This window comes from Leisingera methylohalidivorans DSM 14336 (genome assembly GCF_000511355.1).
Lineage (GTDB): Bacteria > Pseudomonadota > Alphaproteobacteria > Rhodobacterales > Rhodobacteraceae > Leisingera > Leisingera methylohalidivorans.
This window is the reverse complement of record NC_023136.1, coordinates 169,012-193,255: the sequence shown is the minus strand read 5'-3', so window position 1 is coordinate 193,255 and position 24,244 is coordinate 169,012. Positions and strand designations below refer to the sequence as shown.

Below are 24,244 nucleotides of genomic sequence, written 5' to 3'. Positions count from 1 at the left end.
GGCGTCGCGCCCCCTGCCAGCAACCAAGGACAATACAGAAATGACAGCGAAACAGACACTGCTGCGCGGGCGGGTGCTGACCTTCACCGCAGAGCCGCAAGGCGCTGAGGACACCAGCGCTTATGAGTTCATCGAAGACGGCGCGCTGCTGGTGGCGGACGGAACGATCCTGGCCAAGGGCAACTACGGCGACCTCGCCGTACAGGCCGCGCAGGCGGAGGTGATCGACCACCGCCCGAACATCCTTATGGCGGGCTTCATCGACACCCACCTGCACTTCCCGCAGGTGCAGGTGGTTGCGTCCTGGGGCTCGCAACTGCTGGAGTGGCTGAACAACTATACTTTCCCCGAGGAGACCCGCTTTGCCGACGCAAGCCACAGCGCCAAGATGGCCGGCCACTTCCTTGACCTTCTGACCAGTCACGGCACCACTACAGCGGTCGCTTATTGCTCCGTCCATAAAGCGTCTGCCGAGGCCTATTTCAACGAGGCCGCACAGCGCAATATGCGGATGATAGGCGGCAAGGTACTGATGGATCGCAACGCGCCGGAGGGGCTCCTGGACACGCCGGTCAGCGGCTATGACGACACCAAGGCGCTGATTGCGAAATACCACGGCAAAGGCCGCGGGCTTTATGCGGTCACGCCGCGCTTTGCCATCACCTCCACCCCTGACCAGATGGAAATGGCGGGCGCCCTGGTGAAGGAACACCCCGATTGCTACGTGCAGACGCATCTGTCGGAGAACCATGACGAGATCGCCTTTACCGCGGAACTCTATCCGCAGGCGCGCGATTACTTGGATGTTTACCAGTCCTATGGGCTGCTGACCGAAAAGATGCTGCTGGGCCATTCGATCCACCTGCAACCGCGCGAGATCGATGCGCTGGCCGAAACTAAGGCCAAACCGGTGTTCTGTCCGACCTCCAACCTGTTTCTGGGCAGCGGGCTGTTCGACGACGCAGGCCTGCGCGCGCGCGGCATCACCAATGCGATTGCCACAGATATTGGCGCGGGCACCAGCTATTCCATGCTGCAAACGCTGAACGAGGGCTACAAGGTTCTGCAATTGCAGAACCAGAAACTGCACCCTTTGCGCGCCTTCCACTGGATCACCCGCGGCAATGCGGCTGCGCTGGGGCTGGACGACAAGATCGGCACATTGGAGGCCGGCACCGAGGCCGATATCGTGGTCCTGGATTCCCGCGCCACCCCGGCGATGGAACTGCGGATGCAGCGGGCAGAGACGCTGTCCGAAGAGCTGTTCATCCTGCAGACCCTGGGTGACGACCGATCCATCGCGCAGACCTATGTGGCCGGCAAGCCGATGAAGGTCTAGCAGGCCGCTGAATTCGTCAGGCCAGCGGGACGCTGTTCTCCCCGATGGGATGATCCGTCATCGATCTTCCGGATCAGATGGCTGGAAGTCGGCCTATGGCCGCATCATCCAGCCTCACCCGCCAGAAACCGGGGCAACCGGGCAGGATTTCCAGCGGCGAGCGTGAGGATGCAGCGGGACCGCACCCGCTTGAGGCCGCGATAGACGGTCTGGGACAGCCGAAGGCTTCTTCGATCCGCTTGCGGTGCTTCTGGGACAGGGCATAGCCTTTGTGCCGGGTTGTGCGCCCGTCGATTGCTGAATGCGCCGCTTTCCTGGCGGCGTGCGGAGTGACGCAGGCCTGGCGGAGATCCGCGACGAATTCGGCGGCATCATATCCCTTGCCGTCCCCCAAGGTCAGCTGCCGCGTCGATCCAGGGGAGTGGCGGTGCAGCATATCCAGCGCAGCCCTGCGTTCGGCGCGGCCGTCCATTGCCCGGCAGGCGCATGCGCAGGTCATCCGGCCCATCATCTTGGGGCGGCGAGCCCGCCGTCTTCAACTGGAAACTCTTCATCGGCGCCCAGGCCTTGATGAGCGTGCTATCGACCGGTAAGACTGCATGTCTTTGGAGCGAATTCACTGCAGGGTGGGTCTACGACATTGACCAAGGCGCGACAGCATGAAGCTCATAGTACATGCCGGTACCCACAAAACAGCGACAACCACATTCCAGGATATCTGTTATCAGGGACGTCTAGTTCTTGAGGCGCATGGAGTATTGTATCCGCCATATGAATCCTGGCGGCAGCACAGCTTTCTGGCATAGACGCTTCAAGAAAAGGCCTACAATGACATTGTCTTTTTTCTCAGGAGGGCGATGCAAGTTGCCCAGCAGAGTAATTGTCACCACGTCTTATTGAGCGCGGAGGATTTTGAAAACGTCCTTGTAGAAACTGACCAAGCCAGGATCTTCAATGAGATAGCGACCTGTGTCGGTTTCGAGAGCGTAGAATGGTTTTTGTCAGGCGTGCTGCTTTCAGTTATTTTAAACCAATTTATGCAGAGAAATCTAAATACGGCACTTTGCCAACCATGGGGCTTTGTTGCACAAATCGGTTCAGGGATTCACTGATTGAATCCAGCATGATAGCTGGGAAGCATGAGCAGTTGGTCCCCGACGAAGTACACGACCACGAACTGGCCTTCGTACAACACAGCACTGAAGCAACGCGGATCGCTTCCGGTCTGGTTTGACCCTGGAATGGTCTGGACCCCGCCACCGACTGGCAAGCGCGGTCGGCAACAGCAATTCAGCGATGCGGCGATCCAGACGTGCCTGACCCTGAAAGTCCTGTTTGGCTTGCCGCTGCGGCAAACCACGGGTTTCGTCGAGAGCCTGTTGCGGTTGATCGGGTTGGACTGGATCGTGCCCGATTTCAGCACTCTTTGCCGCCGCCAGAAGATGCTGAATGTGAGCCTGCCATATCGTGGTGGAACCGGCCCGCTGAACCTTCTGATCCCCTCTCATGGCTTGCAAGCAAACCACTGCCGGGCAGCGGACAGCACGGGTATCAAGGCCGAGAGAGAAGGCGAGTGGGACGCCCGCAAGCATGGCGACCCTAAGCGGCGGATTTGGCGCAAGATACACATAGGGATCGACGAGGAAACGCTGGAGGTGCGCGCCGTCGCAGTCACCGCCAGCAATGTCGGTGATGCACCGACGCTGCCCGAACTGCTCGACCAAATCCCTCCCGATCACGATATCAGGTCAGTGACCGCAGACGGAGCCTGCGACACGCGCAAATGCCACGACGCGATTGCTGCCCGTGGCGCCCATGCCGTCATCCCACCGCGCAAGAATGCCAAGCCGTGGAAACCCACGAGCGCAGGCGCCATCGCCCGGAACGAAGCGGTCAACGCGCCGCGATACCTGGGCCGCGCCATCTGGAGACGATGGAGCGGATATCACCGCCGGAGCCTTGTCGAGAGCAAGATGAACTGTGTGAAACTTCTTGGTCAGTCACTCATGGCGCGCGACTTCGATAGACAGGTCGCGGAAATCCAAATCCGCATCGCTGTCCTCAACCGCTACACCGCTCTTGGCATACCCGTCACTGGGGCCGTAGGATAAGTCCGTCCGGGGAAAGCGGAAGCCTGCTCATCAACCGATTTGCGCAACAAAGCCCTTCCGGGAGGCTGAAGGCCATGTGCAGGAAGAGTTGCGCAGGTTTGCTGAGGCTGGCGACATCGTGATTGCCGGATTCAAGCCGATTTTGCGCGCTGCGAGCTGCATTGTGCTGATCCTGGCGGAAGGGTAGGAGGTGCCGGAATATGCGGTCCGGCTGGCCCGAAAGACGGGCAAGCCGCTTGTGGAGCTGATTGCATGTCCGGCTGGAACGGAGCTGGCCGCTGCAACGCGGGCTGCAGGCGGCATGGAGACCCGGCAGCTGTCATTGCTACGGCGCCGCTTGCGGATTTGCCATCGGCCGCACGCATTCAGAACGCGGCGCGCTGTCCGCTGATTATTCGGAGCAAGGGCTGAGGCGGCTGTCCGGGCGGCGGGCGCGATTGATGTAAATCATTTCGGCCCGTGGCAGCGGGCATAGACTGACAGTATCTTGGGAGACCGGGAGGGTACGGGCATTGACACCAATTGCTTGCCAATGATGGACATGACAGACAATACGACTGGCTGCTGCCCCAGGTTCAATCCTGAAGGCTGGGACGGACTCCATCTGCATTTTGAGAACAAGCCGTTTGTCCGGGCAAAAACCCGCTGCGTGCTGCATGTTCCACTGAACATGGGTAGTGTTTTTACCCGGGTGCAGACGCATATCGAAGAAGCCGGCGTACAGGACCCGGACGGATATCTGGTCCTCAGCCGCGACCTGTCCGTGCTTGAAGGTGAGCATTTCTTTGCGGTGACGGGAGAGGTGCCCGGCGAGGAAATGACAGAGTTCTCAGGAGATTTCATCACCCGGGTCTTTGAGGGGTCCTACCGCAAGGCAAAGGATTGGGAGCACGAAATGGAGGTCGCTGCCGAAGCAGGCGGTAAAACCGCCGGATCTGTCTACATGTTCTATACAACGTGTCCGCGGTGCGCCCGGGCATACGGCAAGAACTATGTTATTGGCGTTGCGGAAGTCCGATAGAAATCCAAGAAGCTGGAGAGGTGGCTATGCAAGACCCGGAACTGGAAGTCCTGATTGACCGGTTGGAAAGCAGGACAGATTTCACCCTGGCGGATTTAGACGGCGTGCTGCGTGCACTTGTGTTTCTGCTGCCGGATACTGTGCAGGATGAGGAGAACACTGCGCAGCGGATCGGCACTGCGGACGGTGCAATGCATGTTGCCGATAATGCCTTTCCGGATTGGGATGTGCATATCCGGGGACGTGCCTATGGCAAACACGGCCGCTGGCATTGTACTTTGCGGGAAAACGGCAAACTCGATAACGATGCGGCGATCGGTCTGGGCCAGTCGCCAGTTCTGGCGCAAGCTGTCCTGGCGGCGGTTCTGCGGCTGGCGATGATCCTGAAAAGGGATTGAACATGGCTGGGTCTGCTGCTGCCCGCAGGGGCAGAGAGGAATGCGAACCGGTTTCCGGGATTCTGACAATCACGCTCAACCCCGCTGTTGATCTGTCGACCTCTGTTGAGCGGGTGGTTGCCGGGCTCAAGCTGTATTGCGGGGCGCCGCGCGTCGACCCTGGCGGCGGCGGCGTCAATGCTGCCCGTGCGATCCGCAAGCTTGGCGGGGATGTGACGGCGCTGGTTGCGGCCGGCGGTGCTATGGGCGAATGGCTGCTGCGGCTTCTGGCGGCTGAGGATGTGCCGGTGCGGGCGGTTTCCGCAGGCGGTGAAACACGGCAAAGCTTTGCCGTGACCGATGAAACAACCGGCGAGCAGTTCCGGTTCAGCGTTCCGGGTGAGACGATGGACGGCGCCGACAGCGCCCGGCTTCTGAGTGCGGTCGCTTCGGCTGCGCCTGAAGATGGGTACGTGATTCTTAGCGGTGGTATCACGTCAGGGCTGGATGACGATTTCCCGCAGCAGATCATGGAGGCGCTTGCGCCGCGCACCCACAAGCTGGTTGTGGATACATCAAAGGCGGCGCTGAGCCATCTGCTGGCCTCGCCCGCCAAACCGTTGCATGTCCTGCGGCTTGATCAGCGGGAGGCGGAACAGTCTGCCGGGCAGCCACTGGCGTCCGTTGAGGACAGTCTGGCGTTTGCCCAAGACCTGATCGCGCGCGGTGCGGCGCGTATTGTGGTTGGCGGGCGCGGGGCAGAAGGGTCCATTCTGGCCACGCAAGGCCAGCGGTTCTTTTGCCGCGCCCCGCAGGTTGAGGTGTGCAGCAAAATCGGGGCTGGAGATGCGTTCACCGGTGCGCTGACGCTGGCCCTGGCCCGGGGCGAGCCGCTTGATCAGGCATTGCGCTGGGGCGTTGCCGCGGCGGCTGCTACGGTTGGATCAGAAGGGACCGCGCTGTTCGGGAGCGGCCAGGTGCAGGCGCTGCTGCCGATATGCGCGGTTCAGGCCGTTTAGCTGGATTCCGCAGCGGCAGCGTTGCGCAGAACCTGCAGGAAACTGTCAGGCGTGACCGAAATGCTGTCGATGCCGAATTCCACCAGGCGACGGGCATAGCCCGGGTCATTGCTGGGGGCCTGGCCGCAAAATCCGACCTTGGATCCCGCCTTATGCGCTTCGCGGATGACGGTTTCGATCATCCACAGCACCGCCGGATCGTCCTCGCGGAACATCTCTGCCAAGGCGTCAGAGTCGCGGTCGATGCCCAGTGTCAGCTGCGTGAGGTCGTTTGAGCCGATGGAGAAGCCGTCAAACCGCTGCGCAAATTCGCCTGCGCGCAGGACATTGGCGGGGATTTCGCACATCACATAGACCTCGAGCCCATCGTCACCACGCTTCAGCCCGTGTTCCGCCATGACCGCCAGAACGCGGTCTGCCTCTTCCGGGGTGCGGCAGAAGGGGATCATCACGATCACGTTGTCAAAGCCCATCTGCCCGCGCAACCGGGCAATCGCCTGGCATTCCAGCGCAAACCCGGCGCGGTATTCGTCAGAATAATACCGCGAGGCTCCCCGGAAGCCCATCATCGGGTTTTCTTCTAACGGTTCAAAACCCCGGCCGCCCAGCAGATCGGCGTATTCATTGGTTTTGAAATCGCTCATCCGGATGATCACCGGCTTGGGATAGCAGAAGGCGGCAATCCGGGACAGGCCCCGGGCGAGGCGGTCGACGAAGTATTCGGTTTTTTCGCCATAGCCTTCGGTCAGCCGATCGATTGCGGCGCGGGTGTCCGGATCGTGTATCTGATCGAAGCGGGCAAGCGCCATCGGATGGGCACGCACGGCGTTGCTGATCACAAATTCCATCCGCGCCAGCCCGACACCGTCAACCGGCAGCCGCCACCAGCGCAGCGCTGCACTGGGGTTGGCCAGGTTGAGCATGATTTTGGTTTCAGGCCGGGGCAGATCCGCAAGGGAGTCTTCGGTGACGGCTATTTGCGACAGCCCTTCGGTCACAATGCCGTTGTCCCCGCCTGCACAGGATACCGTGACGTCCTGCTGATCATGCAGAACCTCGGTGGCATTGCCGCAACCGACGATGGCGGGCAGGCCCAATTCGCGGCTGATAATGGCCGCGTGCGAGGTGCGGCCGCCATGATCGGTGACAATGGCAGCGGCCCGTTTCATAACCGGTACCCAGTCGGGGTCGGTGGTGCCGGTCACCAGCACCGAGCCCTCAACGAACCGGCTGATGTCATCAGCGCTTTCGATGATCGACACGCGGCCTGAAACAGCGCCGCTGCCGACACTCATCCCGGTCACCAGCATGCGCCCCGGATCCATCACTGAACAGGTTCTCAGCGTTCCGGCGCCAGTGCGCGACTGAACGGTTTCCGGCCGGGCCTGCACGATGTAGATCCTGCCGGTTTCCCCGTCGCGGGCCCATTCCATGTCCATCGGCATGCCATAGTGGTCTTCGATCACCTTGGCTTGCCGGGCCAGCGTCAGGATCTCCTCGTCGCTGAGGACATATCGCGCCCGCTCGGCCTTGGACGCGGGCACGTTGCGCGGGCTGCCGTCGCGGTCCTGGATCATCTTGATGGCCTTGGCGCCCAGCCGTTTTTCCAGAATTGGCGTCAGGGCGGGGGTGTCCAGGAACGGTTTGAAAACCTGGTACTCGTCCGGGTCCACGGCCCCTTGCACCACGTTTTCGCCCAGACCCCAGGCGGCGTTGATCAGGACGGCATCGGGAAAACCGGATTCGGTGTCGATGGAGAACATCACGCCCGCGCCGCCGGTATCGGCCCGCACCATCTGCTGCACCCCGACCGACAGCGCCACCTGCATATGGTCGAACCCGTGGATCTGCCGGTAAGAGATGGCCCGGTCGGTAAACAGCGAGGCATAGCATTTCCGGCAGGCCACCAGCAGCGCCTGCTCGCCAATGACGTTCAGGAAGGTCTCCTGCTGGCCGGCAAAGCTGGCCTCCGGCAGGTCTTCGGCGGTGGCGCTGGAGCGGACAGCAACGGGCACATCCACCTGTCCTGCCGCTGTGCCGAGGCTCCGGTAATGGGCAAGGATCGCTTGCGCGGTTGTCTCTGGCCATTCTCCTTCCAGGATCATGGAACGGATTGCCTGCCCCGCCTCTTGCAGCGTTCTCCGCCCCCCGGCCAAGGCGTTGAGTTGTTGTGAAATCCGGGGTTCCAGTCCGTTGGCGGACAGGTAGTCGCGGTAGGCATCAGCCGTAGTGGCAAATCCCGGCGGAACGTGAATCCCCTTGGAGCCGAGTGCCCTGATCATTTCGCCCAGGGACGCATTCTTGCCGCCGACGAGGCCGGTATCGGAGCGCTGCACCTTGTCAAAGCCGAATACGGGAGGGGTGGAATGGGCCATGTCCGATCTCCAATCCTGAAGGGATGCATCCATAATGCCATGAAACTGGCCTGATCCATTGATGCAGATCAGTCAGCCGGGCGGGCTGCCGGGGCCGGGGCCGGGTTCAAAGGCACAGGCGCGGATTGAGCGGCATCAATTTCCGCCAGCCGCCGGGCTGGTACGTTCAGTTCGTTGACTGTTGATCTGGTGAAAGGTGACGGCGATGGACAATGTTGAACGGCTGCTGAAGGGCGCGGTGGAAGAACTGGACCGCCTGCTGAATGCCAAGAACGTGCTGGTAGATCCGATTGAAAAGGGTGACGCGACAGTTATTCCGATTGTCAGTTACGGTTTTGGCTTCAAATCCGGGGGCTGAGCGTTGATGCGGCGTTCGGGCTGGGTGATCCAGCTGAAACCGGGCAGCTGTATGGAATGCTGACGCCGCTGGTTTACGGAATGTCCTGTACCCGGAAGCTGCGGGTGAATCTGCAACCCACCTTTGACCGGGCGGTGCTTACCGGCCGGGCCGAGCTGGACGCCTCCTGGGTTCCGGCCGCTTTTATTGTGCCGGCGGACCGCTTCGGATGGGCTGCCTTCGGGCCGGTTCGGTGACCTGGCTTGTTGATCCCCGCGTCCGCGCCGCGGGCTCAGGCCTTTGCGGCGGTTTGCAGGATTAAACGGTCCCGTCATTGCACGGAAACCACTTTGGTATTCACCGGAGAGAAGCGGCTTTTGCTGCTTCTTGAGTTTCACCCTATCGGGGTGACGGGCGCCAGCGCCGATGGCGAAACCTATTCCGCCGCGGACGTTGAGAAGCTGGTTCCACAGGCCATCGATACGACGGTTGCCCGGCTGGAGAGGATGCCGGGCGGTAAGTGAATCCATGTGCTTCGCTTGAAGCTCTGACTGCCGTTTCTGCGCCTGGCAGGTGCGGATCCGGCGGCCGGATTGATGCGCATCATAGCCGGACGCCCGTTCCCGGGTGATCATACAGCAGGGAGGATGTCATGGAAGTAGACAGGAAAGCAGGGGGTGAACGTCCGCGTGACGGTCCCGTGTTCTCTGCTGGCGGGGAAGGCAGCCCGTGGGCCGGTACTGAGAAATTGGTCGGCGGCCTGAATGGAGGCCTTAATATTGCGCATGAAGCCGCAGACCGGCACGTTGCTGCGGGGTATGGTGCCCAAACGGCCATCCGCTGGCTTGGCAAGGACGGCAGCAGGCGCGAGCTGACCTATGGGGATCTGGCTGGGATGTCGTCGCGGTTTGCAAATCTGCTGCGGGACCACGGGCTGCAGCAGGGGGATAGTGTGTATTCGCTGATGGGGCGGGTGCCGGAGCTGTATGCTGGCGCGATCGGAACGCTGAAAGCCGGGCTGGTGTACACGCCGCTTTTTGCCGCCTTTGGCCCCGAACCCATCCGGACGCGGATGGAAATCGGATCGGCAAATGTACTGATCACCACCGCCTCGCTTTACCGGCGCAAGATTGCACCGTTCCGGGATCAGCTGCCATCCCTGAAGCTTGTGCTGGTTGCTGGTGATGATGCGCCTTATGGCTGTGTCGCACTGGGCCCGGCGCTGAAGCGGGCAGGGGAGGCGTTTGAGACGGTCCAGACCGGGGCGGAAGACCTGGCGCTTGTGCATTTCACCTCGGGCACCACGGGAAAGCCCAAGGGCGTTGTGCATGTGCATGGCGCGGTGGAGTACCATGCCTATTCGGGGCGCATCGCATTGGGGCTGACGCCCGGCGCGGTCTATTGGTGCACGGCAGACCCCGGATGGGTGACTGGAACGTCTTACGGCATCATCGCGCCGCTGGTGAACCGGGTCACCATGATCGTGGACGAAGCCGAGTTTGATCTTGAGCACTGGTACCGCATCATTGCACGCGAAAAGGTCGAAATCTGGTATTCGGCGCCTACCGCGATCCGCATGATGATGCGGGCCGGGGCGGAGGCAGCGGCAGATTATGATTTTTCATCGCTGCGGTTTCTGGCCAGCGTCGGCGAGCCGCTGAACCCCGAGGCGGTGGTCTGGAGCGGCAAGGTGTTCGGACAGCCCTTTCACGACAATTGGTGGCAGACCGAGACTGGCGGCATCATGATTGCCAATCTGCCGGGCATGGAGGTGAAACCGGGGTCGATGGGCAAGCCATTGCCTGGGATCACGGCAGGTATCCTGACCGCGGGCGAAGACGGGCTGACCGAGTGCGGGACCGGAGAGATCGGCGAACTGGCGCTGCGCCGGGACTGGCCGTCGGTGATGCGCGCCTATCTGAATGAGGAAGAGCGGTTCGCAAATTGCTTTGCCGATGGCTGGTATCTGTCCGGTGATTTGGCGGCCCGGGATGAAGACGGGTATTACTGGTTTGTCGGGCGCAAGGATGACCTGATCAAAACCTCCGGCCATCTGATCGGCCCGTTCGAGGTGGAGAGTGCCCTGCTGGAGCATGCCGCAGTGGCTGAGGCGGCGGTGATTGGCGTCCCCGATGAAACCGCAGGCGAGGTCGTCAGGGCCTATGTCACGCTGAGCCGCGGGTTTGAACCATCAGAAGACCTGGAACGCGATGTGCGGGCGCATGCGCGCAAACGGCTAGGCGCAGCCGTTGCCCCGCGCGCAATTCTGTTCCGCAAGACCCTGCCAAAAACCCGCTCGGGCAAGATCATGCGGCGGCTGCTGAAGGCCCGTGAACTGGGCCTGCCGGTTGGCGACATTTCGACATTGGAGAGCGATGAGACATGAGTGTTCAGGACAAACCCCACCTTGGCCGCAGCCATGTGCGCAGCCTGCTGGCAGGCATGATGCGGATCCGCATGTTCGAGGACAAATGCGCCGAGCTGTACACGCAGGAAAAGATCCGCGGCTTTCTGCATCTGTACGACGGAGAAGAGGCGATTGCGGTCGGAGTGATTCCGGCGCTGGAGGAAGGCGACCGGATCGTCGCCACCTACCGCGAGCATGGTCATGCCCTGGTGCGCGGGGTTACGATGAATGCGGTCATGGCCGAGATGTTCGGTAAGAGTGAGGGCTGCTCGGGCGGGCGCGGCGGCTCGATGCATCTGTACGACGCGGCGGCCAATTTCTATGGGGGCAACGCCATTGTCGGCGGCGGCCTGCCGCTGGCCGCGGGGCTGGCACTGGCGGATCGGATGCAGGACGAACCTCATGTCACCGCCTGTTTCTTTGGCGAAGGCGCGGTGGCAGAGGGCGAGTTCCACGAGGCCATGAACCTGGCGGAACTTTGGGGGCTTCCAGTGCTGTTTGTCTGTGAAAACAACGGCTATGCGATGGGCACAGCACTGGGGCGCAGCGAGTCCGAGACTGACATCCGCGACAAGGCTGCGGCCTATGGGGTGAAGGCCGAAGTGGTGGACGGCATGGATGTGGTCGCGGTTGAGGCGGCGGCCCGCAGAGCGATTGCGGACATCCGCGAGAGCGGCAAACCGGTGTTTCTGGAGTGCCGCACCTACCGGTTCCGCGCCCATTCGATGTTCGATGCCCAGCTGTACCGCGACAAGGCCGAGGTCGAGCAGTGGCGCCAGCGCGGCCCGATTGTCCGGTTCCGCAACTGGCTGCTGGAAACAGGGCTGATCCACGAGGAGGATATTGCCGGGATTGAGGCAAAGATTGACGCCGAGATTTCGGAAGCAGTTCAATTTGCGGAAGCAGCACCGTGGGAGCCGCTTGCTAGTCTGTCCAACCATGTGCTTGGGCCGCAGCCGGATCCACTTCCGCCTGCGGAGGCAGACGGTGAGACGCAGCAGATCACCTACCGCGAGGCGGTACGGCAAGCGATCCGGGACGCGATGATCCGTGACAAGCGTGTGTTCCTGATGGGCGAGGATGTGGGCGCCTATGGCGGCTGCTATGCGGTGTCGATGGGTCTGATGGAGGAATTCGGCGAGGACCGCATTCGCGACACTCCCTTGTCTGAGTCCGGGTTCACAGGTGCCGGTATCGGAGCAGCGATGGCGGGGATGCGTCCGATTGTGGAACTGATGACGGTCAATTTCTCGCTGCTGGCGCTGGATCAGATCCTGAATACGGCAGCCACCGTTCGGCATATGTCCGGCGGGCAGGCCGGGGTGCCCTTGGTGATCCGCATGGCCACCGGCGCGGGCAAGCAGCTGGCGGCGCAGCACTCGCACAGCCTGGAGGGGTGGTACGCGCATATTCCGGGGCTGAAAGTGCTGGCCCCGGCCTCGCTGGAGGATGCGCGCGGGATGCTGTGGACGGCGCTGTGCGATCCGGATCCGGTGCTGATTTTTGAAAATGTCATGCTGTATAATCGCGAAGGTGGGATCAGCAGTGGGGCCGGGCCGGTGGATATCTCAAATGCGGCGGTCCGCCGCGAAGGCACGGATGTCAGCCTGATCACCTATGGCGGGTCGCTGTTCAAGACGCTGGAAGCCGCTGAGGAGATGACAGCCCTGGGCATTTCGGCGGAGGTGGTCGATCTGCGCAGCCTGCGGCCGCTGGATGACGCAACGATCCTGGCCTCAGTCGGCAAGACCCGCCACGCGGTTATTGTGGACGAGGGCTGGCGGTCAGGATCGCTGGCTGCCGAGGTTTCGGCGCGGATCATGGAGCAGGGGTTCTGGTCACTGGACGCGCCGGTGGGGCGGGTCTGTTCAGCTGAGGTGCCGATCCCTTATCCGAAGCATCTGGAAGACGCGGCAATTCCGCAGGTTCCGGCCATTGTGGCCGCAGCGCAGTCGGTCATGGGAGTAGGGTAAGATGGGTCTCTTTGTGATGCCCTCGCTTGGCTCCGACATGGAAAGCGGTACATTGGCCGAATGGCTGATCGCACCCGGCGATGCCGTGGCCCGGGGCGATGTGGTTGCCGTGGTCGAAACCCAGAAGGGCGCGATCGAAATCGAGTGTTTTGAAGCCGGCACAGTGCAGGAGCTGAAGGCGCGACCCGGTGCGGTGCTGCCTGTGGGTGCTCCGATGGCAGTCATTCAAGCCGAGGGGGAAGAGGCGCCGGCGGCCAGGCCGGGCTCTGGGCCGGAACCGGCCGCGGCTGGTCAACCCGCCCTGACCCAGGAAACTGTGCCGTCAGCCCCGGCAATGCCTCGCGCGAGCGCGGTCAGAGCGTCGCCTGCAGCACGGGCCCGGGCCGCGGAACTGGGGCTGGACCTTGGCGCGGTGACGGGCAGCGGCCCGGGTGGAGCCATTGTGCTGGCGGATGTCGAACCGGGCGGAATGCGCGACATCGGCGAGCCGTCCTCGCGCCTCAGCGAGATGCGCAAGGCAATTGCAGCTGCCATGACGCGCTCCGCGCAGACGATCCCGCATTTCTTCATGTCACAAACCATGGACATGCAAGGCGCCATTGATTTTCTGGCTGGCCGCAATGAAAAAGCCCCCCCGGCGGAGCGGATCCTGCTGGGCGCTGTGCTTCTGCGCGCGGCAGCTGTTGCTACGCAGAAGGTCAAGACCATGAACGGCCATTACACGGACGGCGCGTTTCAGCCCGCCGGACAGGTCAATCCCGGCCTTGCCGTGTCGCTGCGCGGCGGCGGTCTGGTGGCGCCGGCGCTTGCCGATGTTCCGTCAATGACGCTGGATGAGACGATGGCCGCGATGCGGGACGTGGTATCCCGCGCACGGGCGGGGCGGCTTAAAAGCTCCGAGATGACCCGCGGCACCCTCACGGTTTCCAGTCTGGGCGCAACCAGCGGAGAGGTAATGGCAGGCGTGATTTTCCCGCCGCAAGTGGCGCTGATCGGGATCGGGGCGCCGCAATGGCGGCCCTGGGTGGCCGGAGACAGGATTGTCCCGCGTCAGGTCATCACCGTGACCGTTGCCGCCGACCACCGGGTCAGCGGCGGGCGCCAGACGGCCAAGTTCCTCTCCGAATTCGAAACGCTGATTTCACAACCGGAGGCATTATGAACCAGACCGGCATGCGTGCCCTTTTTCTGGAAGAACTGACGCGGATTGCCCCGGACATCGATCCTGCGGAAGTGTCGGACGAGGATCATCTGCAGGATGATCTGGAATTGGATTCGATGGATGTTCTGAACCTGGTCACGGCTTTGCACCTGCGGCTTGGGATCAGCATTCCGGAAGCCGATTACACGAAGATCGCAACAACAGCGGCAGCCGTGCGGTATCTATCAGCTGCAGCGGGCGGTGAGTGAGCCTTTCCGGTTCCTCTAACAGGCTGCTGAAATAGTTCCGCCTCGACAGCGGTTTGAGAACATGATTCACCTTCTGCAGGGTAACGGCGGGGGTGATGATGCGCGGGACGGACGAGACGAGCGGGTCGCTGTTCAGCTACGTGGATCTGGAAGAGCGCATCCCGCCGAGACACCCGCTGCGCAAGATCAGACAGGTGGTCAATGACGCGCTCGCCAGTCTCGATGCTGAATTCGAGGCGCTCTACACCGATTTCGGCCGCCCTTCGATCCCGCCGGAGCGGCTGATCCGTGCGAGCTTGCTCCAGATCCTGTTTTCGATCCGATCCGAGCGGCAGCTCATGGAGCAGCTGAACTACAATCTGATGTTCCGCTGGTTTGCCGGCCTCGGGATCGATGATCAGGTATGGGTTCCGACCGTGTTCACGAAGAACCGCGACCGGCTGCTGACGACCGAGATGTCGCGCAAGGTGATGTCCACTGCCCGGAAGTCGCTTGCTTGCAAACGATGAGAGGGGCGATCCTCGCCCACCGCGAGGTTGCGCCGCTGCTGTCGGACGAGCATTTCTCTGTGGATGGCACCTTGGTGAAGGCCTGGGCGTCGATGAAGAGTTTCCAGCCGAAGGCAGAGGCCAGTCCGCCTGCCGATGATGGGCCGGGTGATCCGCCCGCCCCGGACACCACCCCCGAAACCGAGCCTTCCGATAGCCCCGCCGAGACCGATCCGATGCCCCGCAATTCCCACCGCCGCCGCAATGCCGAGGTCGACTTCAAGGGCGAGAAGCGCTCCAACGCCACCCACGTATCGGCCACCGATCCGGACGCACGGCTCTACAAGAAATCCCCCGGCACCGGGGCCATGCTGTGCTTCATCGGGCATGCGCTGATGGAGAACCGCTCGGGCCTGGTCGTGCAGGGCGACCTGACCCAGGCCCCTCTCGGCAGCATGCTGTGCATGCGCCTGCCGGGCAATGGACGGTCATGCCGAACGCAAGGCCGCTCTGGACATGATCCATCGCCATTCCCCTGGATCAACCCGGCAACTGACGCTGGCCGCCGACAAGGGCTATGACGCCTCCGGGTTCGTTTCCGACCCGCGCCAAGCCTGCGTCACGCCCCATGTCGCCCAGAAATCGAGATACTCCGCGATCGATGGCCGAACCACCCGGCATGAAGGCTACGCCCTGTCACAGAAGCACCGCAAGAGGATCGAGGAACCGTTTGGCTGGGCCAAGACAGTCGGAGGCATGGCCCAAACCCTGTATCGCGGTGTCGAGCGTGTCCGTTCGCGGTTCATCCTGACTATGGCGGCGAACAACCTCGCAAGACTGCCCCGGTTGCTGACCGCGTGACGCGGGAGAACGGCACCTGGCGCGAACGTCGAACGAGCCGAAAGACATGGTGATCACACGAACTAGCCCTGATGGCAGGACAGCGTTCCGGCTCAGAGACTATTTCAGCGACCTGCTAAGCAGATATCCGCCGGATCATAGCCTGCGGTGAGGAAATCCAGAGTGAATTGATTTTCATTAAGGCAGGCCCTCCGGGCAGGTGGGACAATAAACCGGAAGTGAAAATCTTTAAGAGGAGAGGCACAGATGGCTGAGAATGCAACAGACAGAACTCCGGGGCTTTTGGCGGAAGCGCTGAAGCCATTGCAGAGCACCTTGCTGTTCAATCCGATGTTCAAACCGCAGGTTGAGCAATTCTGGAATGTTCAGGAAAGAATTCTGGATGAAGCGGAGTTGTTCGCCCGGCATTGGTTCGAGCGGCGGCATGAAGCGACCCGCACCGCGCTGGATGCGGCCCGTACTGCTGTCTCGGGCGAACCACTGGAACCGGCCGCCGCGATGGAAGCTTTTTCCGAGTGGCGGCGCCATTCGGCAGAGCGCATCGCCGAAGATGGCCGGGAATGGTTCGGCATGATGTCCCGCTGCGCCAGCTATGCAAGTAAAACGGAAGCTGAGGCGGTAGGGGAAGCGGCAGAAGAAGCGGTGAAGATCACTAACAAAGCAACCAAGCCTGTGCAATCCGAGCCGGTCTGAACCGGGAAACGGCGGCGCCGGGCGTCAGCGCGCGGCGCATGGGTCAGCCGATATGGTATAAGGCGGCGATCGAGCCGAAGTAGACTGCAAGAACCAGCCAGGAATCGAGGCCCGCGCCGAATATCCTGGGGGTCCGGCGGATCAGCAGGCCGGCGACGTAGATTGCGGTGACCAGGATCCCCGCGGCGATGCTGAGCTGGGCACCGGTGGTTGCGTGGTTCAGGATCGGGCCGCCCCGGTAGGCGATGTCGGCCGGCAGCAGCAGGGCCAGCATGATCAGATTGCTGCCGAAGATGTTGGAGATTGCCATCGTATAAGCGCCTATGCGGGCAGCCGCCAGCGTTGTACTAAGTTCCGGCAGCGATGTCGCGGCGGCCAGCAGGGTCACACCGACAAAGGACGCCCCCAGTTGCGTTCGCTCGGCAAGGAGATCGGCACTGATGGCCAATGCGACACCGCCTGCGACAATCAGCAGGCTGTAAACTGCGGAGCGGAGGAGCAGCACAGAATTGCTGGCCTCGTCCGGCTCGCGCAAATGGGCGCGCAGCGTCTTGCGGCGTTCCTGCTCGTCCGGAAGATCGACAGGCGCCCAGGTGGTTTTCCGGTCGAAGACGCGCAACAGGTAGATAACCAGCGGAAAGCCGGACGCCAGCAGGATGGCGCCCAGTCCGATGCCCGGTCCCAGGCTTATGTCGCCCAGAAAAGTGACACACAGCAAAAGGCTCAGAAGCGCGATCAGGAGGACCGCAAGAAGCGCATGGTTCGGTTTCCGGGGCCAGGACGTCAGCGCGTAGCGGACTGCAAAAATGTCGGCAACGGCCAGGATTGCGGTCTGCATGGTGATCCCGCCGAACATATTACCCAGAACCAGCTCGGCATTGTTCACTTGTGCCGCGGTTACCGTTGTGACGATCTCTGGCAGCTCCGTCACGGTCGCCAGGAAAAGAAGCCCCACAAATTCCTTGGCCAGACCAAACCGCTCGGAAATTTCATCCCCTGCCAGGGCCAAGCGGGTTCCGGCAAACCAGATCAGCGCTGATGCGACGGCAAAGACCGCGGCAAGGGTGTAAATCGGCAAGGCTTCGGGATTGAACATTTGCCGTGCCAAGTCAGCCTGTCATCAGGACCGGGATGCGCAATTCCCGCAGCACGAAGGCCGTAACATCGCCAAAAACGATACGGTGCAATTTGGAATGGCCGTAGCCCCCCATGATCACAAGGTCGCATTCCTGGCTGGCGGCCTCCATCAGAATCCGGGTGCCCGCACCATGTGTTCCCGCCGGAACATGCCGCACCTCTGCCGTCACGCCGTGACGGGACAGGACGCGCGCAATCTCGTGTCCTTCGGTGCTGTAGTCCATTGACTGGCGCCGGGGTTCTTCGATGGTCAGAATTTCAATGAACTCCGCCTGCTGCAGAAATGGCAGCCCTTCATGGATGGCGCGGGCCGATTCTCGGGTACCGTTCCAGGCGGCCAGAACACGGGTTCCGATTTCTTTGCTGCCCCAATCATCCGGGAGGAGCAGTACCGGCCGGCCGCTGTTGACGATGAGTTCGTCGCGGAACCCCCTGTGGTCAAAGCGTTCCTTCTGCTGACCGGGCAGAAGAGTCAGTACCAGATCGGACCGTATCGCTGACTGCAGCATCTCGTCAGCAGCATCAGGCGAGCGGGCGGCGCGCGTGCGCCATTCCGCCGAGCAGCCGGCCTGATCCGTTGCCGCATCAAACAGCTTTTCTATTTCGCGGTCTTCATCGGATACACGTTTATAGAATTCCCCGAAGGTGATGTCATCGGCTGCAATTGCGATTCCGGTGTAAGGGACAAACGCTTCCCGCGTGTGAAGCCCGGTCAGGTGGGCGTCAAACCGCCGGGCCAATTCACAAGATGCCGGCAACAGGCGGCTGGCAGCGGATTCCGAGGTAAGGCAGGCAAGTATTGATTTGAAGCTCATGGTTCGCGGCCCCCTTCTTGATACTCAATGCACTGAATCGCGGGCATCCTGTCTGACCAGGTGAAATGCACGGTCTGTGTTTTTCCAAGCCTTTCGCGTCAGTTTCACCCTAACACAGCTAACAGAATTTCCAGCTGCGGGTTTTGACCCCGATCAATGCAGGCGTGAGCGGCAGGGCAGGCGACCGGTTCGTGACCTTTGACAGCAGGAAGAGTTGACGCTGGTTAATGCAGAGAGAGCCGGACCGGGTGAGGATACTCGGTATAGCGATTCACTCTTTGCCAGATGGAGGCTGAACGATGACCGGCAAACCGGAAGAAACCCCCAATGAAACCGCTGACAGCGAGGAAGCCGCGATAGCCGAACGCACCTGGGGTCCGCTTTGGAATATCCGCGACGAGATTGATGACCTGCTTGATGACCTGCATACCGGCAGCATTTTTGCTCCGCTGCGCCGTCGCAGAAAAGGGCTGGGCCGCCCGTTCCGCAGTACCTTGCCGGAGTTTTCATGGAAAACACCCGCGCTGGACGTGGCCGACAAGGAAGACGAAGTCAAACTGTGCGCCGAACTGCCCGGGCTTTCCGAAGATGACATCGACCTCCGTGTGAGCGATGGCATGCTGACCTTGCGCGGTGAAAAGAAGGAAGATCGCGAGGAGGGCGAAAAGGACGGCGACTATTATCTGAGTGAACGGCGCTTCGGGTCTTTTAAACGCTCCATCCGGATACCGGAGGACATAGATCGCGACAAGATTAGTGCAACCTTTAAGAACGGGGTGTTGACCGTCCACCTTCCCAAGAAGCCGGAAGCTCGGAAATCTAGCAAAAAGGTAGAGGTCAAAACTGCGTCCTGACGCCCCCGCTGCAAGCAACTGGCGAGCAGCGGGTTACGGTCTGGCCGAAGGCGGTCTAGAAAGGATATGCAAATGATTGTACAAGATATCATGTCTGTGCCTGTTCGGTTTGCCCGCCGTCAGGACAGTGTGGCCAGCGCGGCAGAGCAAATGCGAAGCCTTGGCATTGGCGTGCTGCCGGTTGCAGAAGACGAACGGATTGTCGGCATTTTCACTGACCGGGATCTTGCCCTGGCACTGGCGGGACAGGAAAGCGCGTTGAATGGGCTGACCATTGCCCGTGTCATGAATGCCGGCGTGATTTTCTGCCGTGCCACAGACTCAATCGAGGCGGCAGCAGCCCTTATGGGGGATCATCAGGTCCGCCGGCTGCCGGTGCTGGACGACCAGGGGCGGCTGGCGGGCCTCTTATCTGTTACGGATATTGCAGTGCATGCTTCGGAACAGCTTGCCGGTGAAACATTGGGAGAGATCGCCGAATACCGTTAGTCAGGAACCGGCGTTATCTCGGCGGCGAGACGGGCAGGTTCCACGCCGGCAATTTCAGACAGGGCTTTGAGGTCGTTTATCCGGATATCCATGTGATCTGCTGTTTCAACCACTCCGTTTCTGACAAAGCGGCGCAAGGTCCGGCAAACGTGGACCGCCGTAAGGCCGGTGAAATCGCCGATGTGCCGTTGGGTCAGAGGCAGGTGGAAAGAGACATTTTCCAACAGCCCAAGCGGTCTTAGCCGCAGGCTAAGCTCGATCAGCGCATATGCGATGCGGCTTTCTGCACTGCCGCGGCCCAGACGCAGCATGCGTTCGGACAGTCTGGCACGCTCGGCTGCCTGAACATGTTCATTTGCCCGCGCCAACTTGGGGGATGCAGCAAGCATCGTGTGCCATATCGTCAACGGGATGATGCACACCAGAGCATCCGTTACGGCCTCAACATCCAACCCGGCCGTTTTTCCGTCTGCGGCGGTCGGATCGGCAACATCCCCGGTCAAGACGAAATCGATCAGTTGCACCTCACCATGCAAGGACGTTTTGGACGTTGAAAGCCAGCCGTCGATCACGACGATGATCTTGCCGCCGTCCTCGCCGTCCTGGAGCAGGAATTTGTTAGCTGGAATGTGCTGGACGTTTGTTCGGAAGCTGTTCAGCATTGTGTCGCTGACGTCGAAATTCATGGCCCCGATGCGCAGAGCGGTGATTTTGGCAGACTGAGAGGGGATCAAAACTTGACTAGTCACAGAAATCTTCCTTGTCTGATATGACAATACGGAAGATGGAATGAGTACCGTACTGAACGGAGCTAGAGCATCTGAATTTCGTTCTTCATCTGCCAAGTTACTCGCGCAGATCGATTCTGTCGACAGAATGCTTCTGCCGAGTATAAGGCAGAAGACCTTGCCGAGACGGGGCCGCCGATTACATGTGAGCCGGCATTGGGTTCCGAAGCGGCGTCCCGGTTGATCCGCCGGGGTTGATCAGGCGCCGTCGGACAGCGCCCGCATTTCCAGGCGGAAACCCTCTGTTGCATGGAACACTACGCCATTGGGCACCTCCTTCCAGTCCTCATCAAAGGTGACAGGCTCCGAGGCCACCTCCACCGACTTGTAGGGGGTGCTGTGGCTGTGCTTGACGTGCGTTTCACCACAGACAGTACAGGTGTGGAGATGCTCGCGGCTGAGGTGAAAGAGCGTGCGGTTGAGCCGGGATCCGACCAGGTTCTGTCCGTCAGTTAGAACAATGTTCAATCCAACCGGGCGGGCGGGGTCCATTTCCGCGCACCAGGCGGTAATTTGGCTGAGCCCGTGATGCACGGTTTCCAGCAGCCCTTTTTCGGGATGGTGCAGGAACAGGCTCAGCAGGTAGCGAAAGACGTGTTCGCTGTCGGTCTGGCCCTGAATTTCGGACCTGTGCAGCGGGTCCATGCGCTCCAGCAGGCGGAAGCGGATCTGTTCGAAATTCGGAATGGTGCCGTTATGCGCAAAGATCCAGCGCCCGTGATGGAACGGATGGGTGTTTTCAACGCTCGTGGTTCCGACAGTGGCCTTGCGGACATGGGCAACCGCGGTGCGGGCGTACACGCGCGCGGCCGCCTTAGCAAAATGCTCGCCATGATAGGCAGCCCATGTCTGTTTCTCTATGACAGGAACACCGTCGGGATAGTCTGCAACCCCCCAGCCGTGGCCGTGCATCATGCCCTCCATGTCGCCCTGGCTTTGCGCCATGAGCGCGTTCTGAGCCTTGACCAGGCCGCATTCGACCCGGGTCGGCTCATTGGCGTGCATGGCATAGAGACGGCACATAATTTTTCCGGTCAGGTCGGGTCAGCGAATACTGTGATACTATGCCCAGCACGCTAGGCCGTAAAGCAGGGGGCCGTTTTGAACCCGTTTCAATCCCGGGAGGCGCGGGATCAATCAGCCATCGACAGGATTGCAGACAGGCTTACCAGGGATGAGCCCGCGCTGGTTTCGTCCCGTGACCTGTGGCCAGGCGTTCAGCAAGGTCGGGGCAAGGGTGCGTCCTTGTTCATAGGGGACCAGGTCGGCATCGCACTGTTCACGCCTGCGATGGTCAGATTCCATGACCACCGAATGGCCCTGCTTGCCAAACCCGGCGATATAGTTGTCGTGCGGCAGCGCTGCCCGGAATTCGAGGCATACCTTTCAGAATACCTTGGCATCAGCCAAGTCCGCTTCCTTGAAGCGCGCGCTGCTGACCCGGCTTCGGTGGCCAAGCAATGCTGGTCCGATCCGCGCCTGTTCAGAAACCTGCAAGAGGTGCTTGAAGCCGCGGGATCGCTTACCCTTTATGCCTATCTGGTGACGGGGCATTTGTGGCAGCTGGCCGAGGCCCTGGCGGCAGCTGCGCAACTGCCGGTCTATGTTGCAGGCCCGTCTCCGCGCATCTCGCGCCGGGTCAATGACAAGCTGTGGTTCTGGAACGTGGCGCGGGAGATTGCCGGGCAGGACTCCGTTCCGCCGACTGCATTTGCCTTTGGTCCTGCCGCAGCCGCCGGGCAGATTGCCCGCCTCGCCAGAAATTCCGAACAAGTTGTGGTGAAAGTGCCTGACAGTGCGGGCGCAGCCGGAAACATCCTGTTCAGCGCAGCGCAGGTTAAAGCCCTTGGCACAGCCGGGCTTCGCGGCCAGCTGGAACAGCAGTTGCGTGCAACGGGCTGGGCCGGCGGTTACCCGGTGCTTGTCGGGGTTTGGGAAAGCGGGGTGAAGAAAAGCCCTTCGGTGCAAATGTGGCTGCCGCATGCCGAAGAGGGGCCGCCCGAAATCCTTGGCGTATTCGAACAGCGAGTCGTTGGGCATGAAGGCAAGTTTGTCGGAGCGAGGTTCGCCAGCCTGGACAGGGAAATGGAAGGTAAGCTGGCAGGAGATGCCTTACGCTTAGCCACAATGTTCCAAAAGGCAGGCTATTTTGGACCTTGTTCACTGGACGCGGTTTTGAGGGAAACCCCGTCAGAGGATGATCAGCTCCACTGGATCGAATGCAACGGGCGCTGGAGCGGTGTTTCGATCCCGCTTGCCGCAGCAGTCCATTTGCTGGGACAGCGTCCGGAGGGGATCGTTGTTGTGCAGGAAAATCTTGAACTTGAGGCCCCCTATGAGGTCTCCTTGCAGTGCAGCAGCCTGGGTGACCTTTTGTTCCGGCGCGGGCAGTCACGGGAAGGGATTGTTCTAATTTCGCCGCCGCACCCGCTGCGTGCTTCGTTTAACGCGGCGGCAATTGCAGGCAGCCAGAAGCGGGCAGAGAACCTCATGGAGGAGGCTTTTCAAGGGATAAAGGCAGGCATCTGAGGCTGTGCAATTTATGTGAAGCAGAGGAGTCTGCCTGTGAGAGCAGGTGGGGCTGCAATCTCTTGCAAGTGCATTGATGCCTATTAATGCAGGGCAACTGGATTTGACTGACCTTGAGTGGGCAATTGCAAGCTGGAGGGAGGAATATGGTAACCACAGGTAACAAGACCCTCGATCATGCCCCGCTGGTATTTGCTGAATGGCTCAACCAGCTCTGCGACGATCTGGGCTGGCCGGACAAATCCAGAGCCTATCTTTTACTGCATGAGACGCTTCATGCGGTTCGTGATTTTCTGTCCGTAGACGAAGCTGCCGATCTGGCTGCCCAGCTTCCTGTTCTTGTCCGGGGGGTGTTCTACGATGGCTGGGATCCGTCCAAGACACCGGCAAAACCCCGAGGCAAGAAAGATTTGCTGGCTAGAATAGAAGCGAGGTTCGACAAGGAACCGCTGGAAGACCCTGAACGCGCCGCGACGGCGGTTTTCGATTTGTTGCGCCGTCATGTTTCGAAAGGCGAGTTTGATCAGGTCAGAAAAGCGATGCGCAAACCGATTCAGGAACTTTGGGACTGACCTGTCTCTGCCTTGTGTTCCATGAAGGGTATCCGATTGAAACCCCAAAGCGCGCTCCCTGCCGCTGCAGCCGGTTTTCTGCCGGCCTTGACCATGTTTGTGCTGCGCCATGTTATTGGAGGATAAAAGACGAGGTTGTTCTCCAGCTATGCCATCGGCCTGATATTCGGAATCGGAATTTCGGTCTCGGGAATGGCAACCCCGGCCAAAGTGCTCAACTGCTTTGACTTTGCCGGCATCTTGGACCCTTCGTTGATCTTCGTGATGGGCAGAGCGCTTGTCACTACGTCCTGCGGCTACCGTATTGTTTTGGGCCTAAGCCTCCCGCTTCTTGCGGAACGTTTTAACGTCCCGTCCCGCCGCGATCTGGACCCGCCCCCTTATCGGCGGAGCGGCAGTCTTCAGCGTTGGTTGGGGGATTGCCGGGTTTTGCCCCGGCGGTGCGCTGCCTGCGGTTGGCACTGCCAGGCATGAGGTGTTCGTCTTTGTCGCCGCCCTGGTGATCGGAAACCTCGCGGCAAAGCGGGTTCAGACATGGTCCGGCCCGCGTGCACCCGCACTGAAGAACCAGGAAAGAGAACTGAAAACATGACCGGATAAAAGGTGAACTTAACAGTCAAACCGGTCGTCACAGCGTGTTTCGATCCGG

General features: G+C 60.9%; 25 protein-coding genes and 2 pseudogenes. 21 read left to right on the top strand and 6 right to left on the bottom strand.

The genetic code is table 11. The features are described 5' to 3' along the window. Positions 1-40 precede the first annotated feature (40 nt). The gene (gene guaD, locus METH_RS22070) at positions 41-1,339 is read left to right on the top strand and encodes a guanine deaminase (RefSeq protein ID WP_024092537.1); all 1,299 of its coding nucleotides are present in this window, start codon (positions 41-43) and stop codon (positions 1,337-1,339) included. A 104-nt stretch (positions 1,340-1,443) separates the two neighbouring features. Here the strand turns inward: guaD and METH_RS24255 are convergent. Beyond that, positions 1,444-1,808 (bottom strand): annotated as a pseudogene (locus tag METH_RS24255) (IS5/IS1182 family transposase); the annotation flags it as partial. A 388-nt stretch (positions 1,809-2,196) separates the two neighbouring features. Here METH_RS24255 and METH_RS24250 point away from each other — a divergent pair. The 5 genes from METH_RS24250 to METH_RS22045 all read left to right on the top strand — a co-directional run bounded on the left by METH_RS24250 (position 2,197) and on the right by METH_RS22045 (position 5,867). Then, positions 2,197-2,451, top strand: a complete 255-nt coding sequence (locus METH_RS24250) for a hypothetical protein (RefSeq protein ID WP_024092535.1) — start codon at positions 2,197-2,199, stop codon at positions 2,449-2,451. Between the two features lie 27 nt (positions 2,452-2,478). Next, positions 2,479-3,450 (top strand): IS5 family transposase, encoded by a 972-nt coding sequence (locus METH_RS22060; protein WP_024092534.1) that lies wholly within the window; start codon positions 2,479-2,481, stop codon positions 3,448-3,450. 532 nt (positions 3,451-3,982) lie between these two features. Continuing rightward, positions 3,983-4,471: a hydrolase gene (locus METH_RS22055; protein WP_024092531.1), complete on the top strand. Its 489-nt coding sequence runs from the start codon at positions 3,983-3,985 to the stop codon at positions 4,469-4,471. Between the two features lie 26 nt (positions 4,472-4,497). Continuing rightward, entirely contained in the window at positions 4,498-4,869 is a 372-nt protein-coding gene (locus METH_RS22050) for a hypothetical protein (protein WP_024092530.1), read from the top strand. A 2-nt stretch (positions 4,870-4,871) separates the two neighbouring features. Continuing rightward, a complete protein-coding gene (locus tag METH_RS22045; protein WP_024092529.1) occupies positions 4,872-5,867 on the top strand; it encodes a 1-phosphofructokinase family hexose kinase in 996 nt (331 codons plus the stop codon). On the opposite strand, the gene ppsA is transcribed toward METH_RS22045, so the two are convergent. Beyond that, positions 5,864-8,242: a phosphoenolpyruvate synthase gene (gene ppsA / locus METH_RS22040; protein WP_024092528.1), complete on the bottom strand. Its 2,379-nt coding sequence runs from the start codon at positions 8,240-8,242 to the stop codon at positions 5,864-5,866. The two genes, METH_RS22045 and ppsA, sit on opposite strands and share 4 nt — an antisense overlap. A gap of 205 nt (positions 8,243-8,447) precedes the next feature. Here ppsA and METH_RS24245 point away from each other — a divergent pair, with 205 nt between their 5' ends. The 9 genes and pseudogenes from METH_RS24245 (at position 8,448) to METH_RS22005 (ending at position 16,411) form a co-directional block, all read left to right on the top strand. Continuing rightward, a complete protein-coding gene (locus METH_RS24245; protein ID WP_024092527.1) occupies positions 8,448-8,600 on the top strand; it encodes a GerW family sporulation protein in 153 nt (50 codons plus the stop codon). A 56-nt stretch (positions 8,601-8,656) separates the two neighbouring features. Continuing rightward, positions 8,657-8,836 (top strand): hypothetical protein, encoded by a 180-nt coding sequence (locus METH_RS25525; protein WP_024092526.1) that lies wholly within the window; start codon positions 8,657-8,659, stop codon positions 8,834-8,836. Between the two features lie 93 nt (positions 8,837-8,929). Beyond that, the gene (locus METH_RS25520; RefSeq protein WP_024092525.1) at positions 8,930-9,103 is read left to right on the top strand and encodes a hypothetical protein; all 174 of its coding nucleotides are present in this window, start codon (positions 8,930-8,932) and stop codon (positions 9,101-9,103) included. Between the two features lie 128 nt (positions 9,104-9,231). Further along, positions 9,232-10,965 carry an acetate--CoA ligase gene (gene acsA / locus METH_RS22030; RefSeq protein ID WP_084013889.1) on the top strand — a complete coding sequence of 578 codons (1,734 nt, stop codon included), beginning with the start codon at positions 9,232-9,234 and terminating at the stop codon, positions 10,963-10,965. After that, positions 10,962-12,959, top strand: a complete 1,998-nt coding sequence (gene pdhA, locus METH_RS23685; RefSeq protein WP_024092523.1) for a pyruvate dehydrogenase (acetyl-transferring) E1 component subunit alpha — start codon at positions 10,962-10,964, stop codon at positions 12,957-12,959. Before acsA ends, pdhA begins: the two co-directional genes overlap by 4 nt. Position 12,960: 1 nt before the next feature. Next, entirely contained in the window at positions 12,961-14,121 is a 1,161-nt protein-coding gene (locus METH_RS22020) for a dihydrolipoamide acetyltransferase family protein (RefSeq protein WP_024092522.1), read from the top strand. Between the two features lie 11 nt (positions 14,122-14,132). Beyond that, positions 14,133-14,369: an acyl carrier protein gene (locus tag METH_RS22015; RefSeq protein ID WP_245603018.1), complete on the top strand. Its 237-nt coding sequence runs from the start codon at positions 14,133-14,135 to the stop codon at positions 14,367-14,369. A 98-nt stretch (positions 14,370-14,467) separates the two neighbouring features. Next, positions 14,468-15,718, top strand: a pseudogene (locus METH_RS22010) (IS5 family transposase). 282 nt (positions 15,719-16,000) lie between these two features. Then, positions 16,001-16,411 (top strand): hypothetical protein, encoded by a 411-nt coding sequence (locus tag METH_RS22005; protein WP_245603017.1) that lies wholly within the window; start codon positions 16,001-16,003, stop codon positions 16,409-16,411. A gap of 43 nt (positions 16,412-16,454) precedes the next feature. Here METH_RS22005 and METH_RS22000 read toward each other — a convergent pair whose 3' ends face one another. Next, positions 16,455-17,507 carry a sodium:calcium antiporter gene (locus METH_RS22000; protein ID WP_024092519.1) on the bottom strand — a complete coding sequence of 351 codons (1,053 nt, stop codon included), beginning with the start codon at positions 17,505-17,507 and terminating at the stop codon, positions 16,455-16,457. Positions 17,508-17,520: 13 nt separating this feature from the next. Next, positions 17,521-18,363 (bottom strand): universal stress protein, encoded by an 843-nt coding sequence (locus tag METH_RS21995; protein ID WP_024092518.1) that lies wholly within the window; start codon positions 18,361-18,363, stop codon positions 17,521-17,523. A gap of 299 nt (positions 18,364-18,662) precedes the next feature. On the opposite strand from METH_RS21995, the gene METH_RS21990 reads away from it, so the two are divergent. Then, a complete protein-coding gene (locus METH_RS21990; RefSeq protein ID WP_024092517.1) occupies positions 18,663-19,217 on the top strand; it encodes an Hsp20/alpha crystallin family protein in 555 nt (184 codons plus the stop codon). 90 nt (positions 19,218-19,307) lie between these two features. Continuing rightward, positions 19,308-19,706: a CBS domain-containing protein gene (locus METH_RS21985; protein WP_245603016.1), complete on the top strand. Its 399-nt coding sequence runs from the start codon at positions 19,308-19,310 to the stop codon at positions 19,704-19,706. On the opposite strand, the gene METH_RS21980 is transcribed toward METH_RS21985, so the two are convergent. Both METH_RS21980 and METH_RS21975 read right to left on the bottom strand, forming a co-directional pair. Further along, complete coding sequence (locus METH_RS21980; RefSeq protein WP_044008842.1) at positions 19,703-20,455, bottom strand: Crp/Fnr family transcriptional regulator; 753 nt, start codon at positions 20,453-20,455, stop codon at positions 19,703-19,705. The genes METH_RS21985 and METH_RS21980 overlap by 4 nt on opposite strands. Positions 20,456-20,692: 237 nt before the next feature. Next, complete coding sequence (locus METH_RS21975) at positions 20,693-21,517, bottom strand: class II glutamine amidotransferase (RefSeq protein WP_024092514.1); 825 nt, start codon at positions 21,515-21,517, stop codon at positions 20,693-20,695. A gap of 291 nt (positions 21,518-21,808) precedes the next feature. On the opposite strand from METH_RS21975, the gene METH_RS21970 reads away from it, so the two are divergent. From METH_RS21970 to METH_RS25300, 4 genes are all read left to right on the top strand, one after another. After that, positions 21,809-23,023: a preATP grasp domain-containing protein gene (locus tag METH_RS21970; protein WP_044008841.1), complete on the top strand. Its 1,215-nt coding sequence runs from the start codon at positions 21,809-21,811 to the stop codon at positions 23,021-23,023. Positions 23,024-23,169: 146 nt separating this feature from the next. Next, positions 23,170-23,595: a DUF2267 domain-containing protein gene (locus tag METH_RS21965; RefSeq protein WP_024092512.1), complete on the top strand. Its 426-nt coding sequence runs from the start codon at positions 23,170-23,172 to the stop codon at positions 23,593-23,595. Positions 23,596-23,787: 192 nt separating this feature from the next. Continuing rightward, complete coding sequence (locus tag METH_RS25305; protein ID WP_342667108.1) at positions 23,788-24,069, top strand: DUF6691 family protein; 282 nt, start codon at positions 23,788-23,790, stop codon at positions 24,067-24,069. After that, a complete protein-coding gene (locus METH_RS25300) occupies positions 23,960-24,187 on the top strand; it encodes a DUF6691 family protein (RefSeq protein ID WP_342667107.1) in 228 nt (75 codons plus the stop codon). The genes METH_RS25305 and METH_RS25300 overlap by 110 nt, the downstream gene beginning before the upstream one ends. The last annotated feature ends 57 nt before the right edge of the window (positions 24,188-24,244 follow it).